We start from the raw sequence: 6,706 nt of genomic DNA on the forward strand, positions 1-6,706 counted from the left end.
CACTGAAGAGGTTATAACATGTCAAAAGTCGCTCTCATTACTGGCGTAACCGGGCAGGATGGTTCTTACCTGGCAGAACTCCTGCTGGAAAAAGGGTACGAAGTACACGGTATTAAGCGTCGCGCTTCATCATTCAACACCGAACGTGTGGACCACATCTACCAGGATCCGCATTCAGGCAATCCCAAATTTCATCTGCACTATGGCGATTTGACCGACTCCTCCAACCTGACCCGTATTTTACAGGAAGTCCAACCGGATGAAGTCTATAACCTGGGCGCCATGAGCCACGTTGCGGTGTCGTTTGATTCACCGGAATACACCGCAGACGTTGATGCGATCGGCACCTTGCGTTTGCTGGAGGCGATCCGCTTCCTTGGTCTGGAGAAAAAGACCCGTTTTTATCAGGCGTCCACCTCTGAACTGTATGGTCTGGTACAGGAAATTCCACAGAAAGAGACCACGCCGTTCTACCCGCGCTCGCCGTATGCGGTAGCTAAGCTCTACGCCTACTGGATTACCGTTAACTACCGTGAGTCTTACGGTATGTACGCCTGTAACGGCATTCTGTTTAACCACGAATCTCCGCGCCGTGGTGAAACTTTCGTCACCCGTAAAATCACCCGCGCCATTGCCAACATCGCTCAGGGGCTGGAGTCGTGCCTGTACCTGGGCAACATGGATTCGCTGCGTGACTGGGGGCATGCCAAAGATTACGTCAGGATGCAGTGGATGATGCTGCAGCAGGATCAGCCGGATGATTTCGTCATTGCCACCGGCGTGCAGTATTCCGTGCGCCAGTTCGTGGAAATGGCGGCCGCTCAGTTGGGGATTAAATTGCGCTTTGAAGGCGAGGGCGTGAATGAGAAAGGCATCGTGGTTTCTGTGACCGGACACGATGCGCCGGGGGTGAAACCCGGGGATGTCATGATTGCCGTTGACCCGCGCTACTTCCGTCCGGCTGAGGTGGAAACGCTGCTGGGCGACCCGGCCAAAGCACATGAAAAACTGGGCTGGAAACCGGAAATCACGCTGCGCCAGATGATCTCGGAAATGGTTGCCAACGATCTTGATGCGGCGAAGAAACATTCCCTGCTCAAGTCGCACGGTTACGAGGTCGCCATCGCGCTGGAGTACTGAGGATGAAGACACAACGTATTTTTGTGGCGGGCCATCGCGGGATGGTGGGGGCCGCCATCGTCAGACAATTGTCGCAACGAAATAACGTAGAGCTGGTGCTGCGTACCCGCGACCAGCTTAATCTGCTGGACGCCGGTGCGGTGCAGGCGTTCTTTGCCGCTGAACGTATTGACCAGGTTTATCTGGCGGCGGCAAAAGTGGGGGGGATTGTGGCGAACAATACTTATCCTGCTGATTTTATTTATGAAAATATGATGATTGAGAGCAACATTATTCATGCAGCGCATCTGCATAACGTGAATAAACTGTTGTTTCTCGGGTCATCCTGTATTTATCCCAAGCAATCTACCCAGCCAATCGCCGAAAGTGAACTCTTGCAGGGGCAACTGGAGCCGACCAATGAGCCGTATGCGATTGCCAAAATTGCCGGTATCAAGCTGTGCGAATCGTATAACCGACAGTATGGCCGTGATTATCGCTCGGTGATGCCGACCAATCTGTACGGGCCGCATGACAACTTTCATCCGAGCAATTCGCATGTGATCCCGGCGCTGCTGCGCCGCTTTCACGAAGCCTGCGAGCAAAATGCGCCGGATGTGGTGGTGTGGGGAAGCGGGACGCCAATGCGTGAATTTCTGCATGTCGACGATATGGCGGCGGCCAGTATCCACGTGATGGAGCTGGCTCAGGAAGTGTTGCAGGAATATACCCAACCAATGCTGTCGCATATCAATGTGGGTACCGGTGTGGACTGCACCATCCGTGAACTGGCCCAAACCCTCGCGCAGGTAGTGGGTTACAAGGGGCGCGTGGTGTTCGACGCCAGCAAACCGGATGGGACGCCGCGCAAATTGCTCGACGTTACGCGTCTGCATCAGTTGGGCTGGTATCACGAGATATCTCTGGAAGCGGGGCTTGCCAGTACATATCAGTGGTTCCTTGAAAACCAGCAGCGTTACCGGGGGTAAGCATGTTTTTACGTCATGAGGATTTTGCCACCGTTGTACGTTCAACTCCGCTGATTTCCATCGATTTGATCGTGGAAAACGCCCAAGGCGAATTTCTGCTTGGCAAGCGCCTCAATCGTCCGGCGCAGGGGTACTGGTTCGTGCCGGGCGGTCGGGTGCAAAAAGATGAACCGCTGCGCGCGGCTTTTGAGCGGCTTACTGAAGCTGAGCTGGGGTTACGTTTACCGCTGTCCGCTGCAGAGTTTTACGGGGTCTGGCAGCACTTCTATGACGACAACTTTTCCGGGGAAGATTTCTCAACGCATTACATCGTGCTGGGATTTCGTCTGCGGGTGTCGGAAAACGACCTGCAACTGCCTGACGTTCAACATGGCGCGTACCGCTGGCTGGCAATTGAAGAGATCCTGGCCAGTGACCACGTGCACGACAACAGCCGGGCTTACTTCTGTGAGAAGAGTCAGGCCGGAGTACCCGGGCTATGAAGATCCTTGTGTATGGCATCAACTATTCGCCGGAGTTGACCGGTATCGGTAAATACACTGGTGAAATGGTGGAGTGGATGGCGCAACAGGGGCATGACGTACGGGTGATCACTGCGCCGCCTTATTATCCGCAGTGGAAGGTCAACGGTCGCTATTCATCCTGGCGCTATCGTCGTGAAGAGGGCTATGCCATCGTCTGGCGTTGTCCGCTGTATGTGCCTGAGCAGCCTTCTACGCTCAAGCGCTTGCTGCATTTAGGTAGTTTCGCCCTGAGCAGTTTCTTCCCGCTGCTGGCGCAGCGCCGCTGGAAGCCGGATCGCATCATTGGGGTAGTGCCGACGCTGTTTTGTACGCCGGGCATGCGCCTGCTGGCGAAGCTGTCCGGGGCGCGCACGCTGCTGCATATTCAGGATTACGAAGTCGATGCCATGCTGGGGCTTGGCATGGCGGGCAAAGGCAAGCGTGGCGCGGTGGCAAAACTGGCCAGCGCCTTTGAGCGCAGTGGGCTGTTGAATATGGACCATATTTCGACCATTTCTCGCTCAATGATGAATAAAGCGCAGGAGAAGGGCGTTGATGCACAGAAGGTCATTTTCTTTCCGAACTGGTCAGAAGTAGCGCGTTTTCGTGACGTGAACGATGCCGATGCTCTGGCGTTGCGCCAGCAACTGGGCTTGCCTGATGATAAAAAAATCATTCTCTACTCAGGCAATATCGGTGAAAAGCAAGGGCTGGAGAGTGTGATCGACGCAGCGGCCCTGTTGAGCGAACAGCCCTGGCTGTTTGTGATTGTCGGGCAGGGCGGGGGTAAAGCGCGGCTGGAGAGTATGTCTGGCGAACGCGGCCTGAACAATGTGATCTTCTTTCCGCTGCAATCTTATGACGCGCTGCCTGCGCTGCTCAAGATGGCGGACTGCCATCTGGTGGTACAAAAGCGCGGTGCGGCGGATGCCGTATTGCCCTCCAAACTGACCAATATCCTCGCCGTTGGTGGAAACGCGGTGATTACCGCCGAATCTGAGACCGAGTTGGGTCAGCTGTGTGACGCTCACCCAAGCATCGCGGTGTGTGTCGAGCCTGAATCAGTGAATGCGCTGGTTGGCGGGATTCAACAGGCGCTAACCATGCCAAAGATTAACACGGTGGCACGTGAGTATGCCGAACGCACGTTGGATAAAGAAAACGTGCTGAGCCAATTTATTGCAGATATTCGGGGTACATGATGAGTCAAAACAAACTCTTTCCGGTGGTGATGGCCGGTGGCTCGGGTAGCCGTTTATGGCCACTGTCCCGCGTGCTGTATCCAAAGCAGTTCCTGTGTCTGAAAGGCGATCTCACCATGCTGCAGACAACGATCTGTCGTCTGAACGGCGTGGAGTGTGAAAGCCCGGTAGTTATCTGTAATGAACAACACCGTTTCATTGTGGCGGAACAGCTACGGCAACTGCACAAGCTGACTGAGAATATTATTCTCGAACCCGCCGGACGTAACACGGCACCGGCGATAGCGCTGGCCGCGCTGGCGGCAAAACGTCAAAGTCCGGGGGAAGATCCGCTGCTGTTGGTATTGGCGGCCGATCACATGATTGCCGATGAAGAGGCATTTCGAGAGGCGGTTCGCAATGCAATGCCGTATGCCAGCGCGGGTAAGCTGGTGACGTTTGGTATCGTGCCGGACCAGCCGGAGACCGGCTACGGCTATATCCGTCGCGGCGAGGTTTCGCCGACCAATACCGACGCCGTGGCTTTTGAGGTGGCGCAGTTTGTTGAAAAGCCCAATCTGGAAACCGCGCAGGCTTACGTGGCGAGCGGCGACTACTACTGGAACAGCGGCATGTTTCTGTTCCGGGCCGGGCGCTATCTGGAAGAACTGAAAAAATATCGCCCCGACATTCTTGAGGCCTGCGAAAACGCCATGAGTACGGTTGACCCCGATCTCGATTTTATCCGCGTTGATGAACAGGCGTTTCTCGCCTGCCCGGAAGAGTCTGTGGACTATGCGGTAATGGAGCGTACGGCCGATGCGGTGGTGATGCCCATGAACGCAGGCTGGAGCGATGTTGGCTCCTGGTCATCATTGTGGGAAATCAGCGCCCATACTGCTGAAGGTAATGTGCATCATGGTGACGTCATTAGCCATAAAACGGAAAACAGCTACGTGTATGCCGAATCTGGCCTGGTGACGACCGTCGGGGTGAAGGATCTGGTGGTGGTGCAGACCAAAGATGCGGTGCTGATCGCCGATCGCAACGCGGTGCAGGACGTCAAAAAAGTGGTGGAGCAAATTAAAGCTGACGGACGTCATGAGCACCATATTCACCGTGAAGTTTACCGTCCATGGGGCAAGTACGACTCTATCGATGCCGGAGACCGTTACCAGGTGAAGCGGATTACCGTTAAACCCGGTGAGGGATTGTCCGTGCAGATGCATCATCACCGGGCTGAACACTGGGTTGTGGTGGCTGGTACCGCGAAGGTGACAATCAATGATGACATCAAACTGCTCGCTGAAAACGAGTCTGTCTATATTCCGCTAGGGGCGACCCATTGTCTGGAGAACCCGGGGAAAATCCCGCTCGATCTGATTGAAGTGCGTTCCGGATCTTATCTCGATGAGGATGATGTGGTGCGGTTTGCGGACAGATACGGGCGTACCTGATGCCGGATGTGCTGCGCTTATCCAGCCTACAACACCGTAGGCCCGATAAGCGAAGCGCGCCGGGAAATGCATTTAACACTCATTAAAAGGCTCATTAAGAGTCAGGGCCTCCTGTTGCCTGAAGAAGGGTAAATCATGACGAAATTAACCTGTTTCAAAGCCTACGATATTCGCGGCAGGCTGGGCGAAGAGCTGAATGAAGATATCGCGTGGCGCATTGGCCGCGCTTACGGCGAGTACCTGAAGCCAAAAACGATTGTCCTCGGCGGTGACGTGCGCCTGACCAGCGAGACGCTAAAGCTGGCGCTGGCGAAAGGACTGCAGGATGCGGGCGTGGATGTGCTGGATATTGGTATGTCGGGCACCGAAGAGATTTACTTCGCCACCTTCCACCTGGGCATTGATGGCGGTATTGAAGTCACCGCCAGCCATAATCCGATGGATTACAACGGCATGAAGCTGGTGCGGGAAGGGGCACGGCCCATCAGCGGTGATACCGGTCTGCGCGACGTGCAGTGCCTGGCGGAAGCCAATGACTTCCCGGCGGTTGATGAGACAAAACGTGGCCGCTACCAGCGCATTACTACCCGTGATGCCTACATTGACCACCTGCTGGGTTACATCAATCCCGCCAAACTGAAACCGATGAAGCTGGTACTCAATTCCGGCAACGGCGCGGCAGGTCCGGTGGTTGACGCCATTGAAGCCCGTTTTAAGGCGCTGGGCGTGCCGGTCGAGTTCATCAAAATTCACAACACGCCGGATGGCAGTTTCCCCAACGGTATTCCCAATCCTCTGCTGCCGGAATGCCGGGCCGACACGCGCCATGCAGTGATTGAACACGGCGCGGATATGGGGATTGCCTTCGACGGTGATTTTGACCGCTGCTTCCTGTTCGATGAAAAAGGTCAGTTCATTGAGGGCTACTACATTGTCGGCCTGCTGGCGGAAGCGTTTCTGGAGAAGAATCCGGGGGCGAAAATTATCCACGACCCGCGCCTGTCCTGGAACACCGTGGATGTGGTGACGGCGGCAGGCGGTAAACCGGTGATGTCAAAAACCGGGCACGCGTTTATCAAAGAGCGGATGCGCCACGAAGATGCCATTTATGGTGGCGAAATGAGCGCGCACCACTATTTCCGCGATTTTGCCTATTGCGACAGCGGAATGATCCCGTGGCTGCTGGTGGCGGAGCTGCTGTGTCTGAAAGGACAGTCGCTGGGCGAACTGGTCCGTGACCGGATGGTGGCCTACCCGGCGAGCGGAGAAATAAACAGTACGCTGGCAGAGCCGGCGGCAGCGATTGCGCGCGTGGAGCAGCATTTTTCCCGTGAGGCGCTGTCGGTGGACAGAACGGACGGTATCAGCATGTCGTTTGTCGACTGGCGCTTCAATTTACGCTCTTCCAATACCGAACCGGTGGTGCGCCTGAACGTGGAATCGCGCGGAGATATTCC

The 6,706-nt window shown here is 55.4% G+C and carries 6 protein-coding genes; all 6 read left to right on the forward strand.

Annotated features, from left to right (window positions below; genetic code table 11):
- Positions 1–18: 18 nt before the first annotated feature.
- A complete protein-coding gene (gene gmd / locus OGY17_RS23035; protein ID WP_286608433.1) occupies positions 19–1,140 on the forward strand; it encodes a GDP-mannose 4,6-dehydratase in 1,122 nt (373 codons plus the stop codon).
- Between the two features lie 2 nt (positions 1,141–1,142).
- Complete coding sequence (gene fcl / locus OGY17_RS23040) at positions 1,143–2,108, forward strand: GDP-L-fucose synthase (protein WP_286608435.1); 966 nt, start codon at positions 1,143–1,145, stop codon at positions 2,106–2,108.
- A 2-nt stretch (positions 2,109–2,110) separates the two neighbouring features.
- Positions 2,111–2,590: a GDP-mannose mannosyl hydrolase gene (locus OGY17_RS23045; RefSeq protein ID WP_213752597.1), complete on the forward strand. Its 480-nt coding sequence runs from the start codon at positions 2,111–2,113 to the stop codon at positions 2,588–2,590.
- A complete protein-coding gene (gene wcaI / locus OGY17_RS23050) occupies positions 2,587–3,813 on the forward strand; it encodes a colanic acid biosynthesis fucosyltransferase WcaI (protein WP_286608437.1) in 1,227 nt (408 codons plus the stop codon). The genes OGY17_RS23045 and wcaI overlap by 4 nt, the downstream gene beginning before the upstream one ends.
- Entirely contained in the window at positions 3,813–5,249 is a 1,437-nt protein-coding gene (gene cpsB, locus OGY17_RS23055; RefSeq protein WP_008785192.1) for a mannose-1-phosphate guanyltransferase, read from the forward strand. The genes wcaI and cpsB overlap by 1 nt, the downstream gene beginning before the upstream one ends.
- Positions 5,250–5,384: 135 nt before the next feature.
- On the forward strand, positions 5,385–6,706 hold a 1,322-nt coding region (gene cpsG, locus OGY17_RS23060; protein WP_286608439.1), incomplete at its 3' end, for a colanic acid biosynthesis phosphomannomutase CpsG.

It is taken from the genome of Citrobacter sp. Cpo126 (assembly GCF_030332445.1).
Lineage (GTDB): Bacteria > Pseudomonadota > Gammaproteobacteria > Enterobacterales > Enterobacteriaceae > Citrobacter > Citrobacter portucalensis.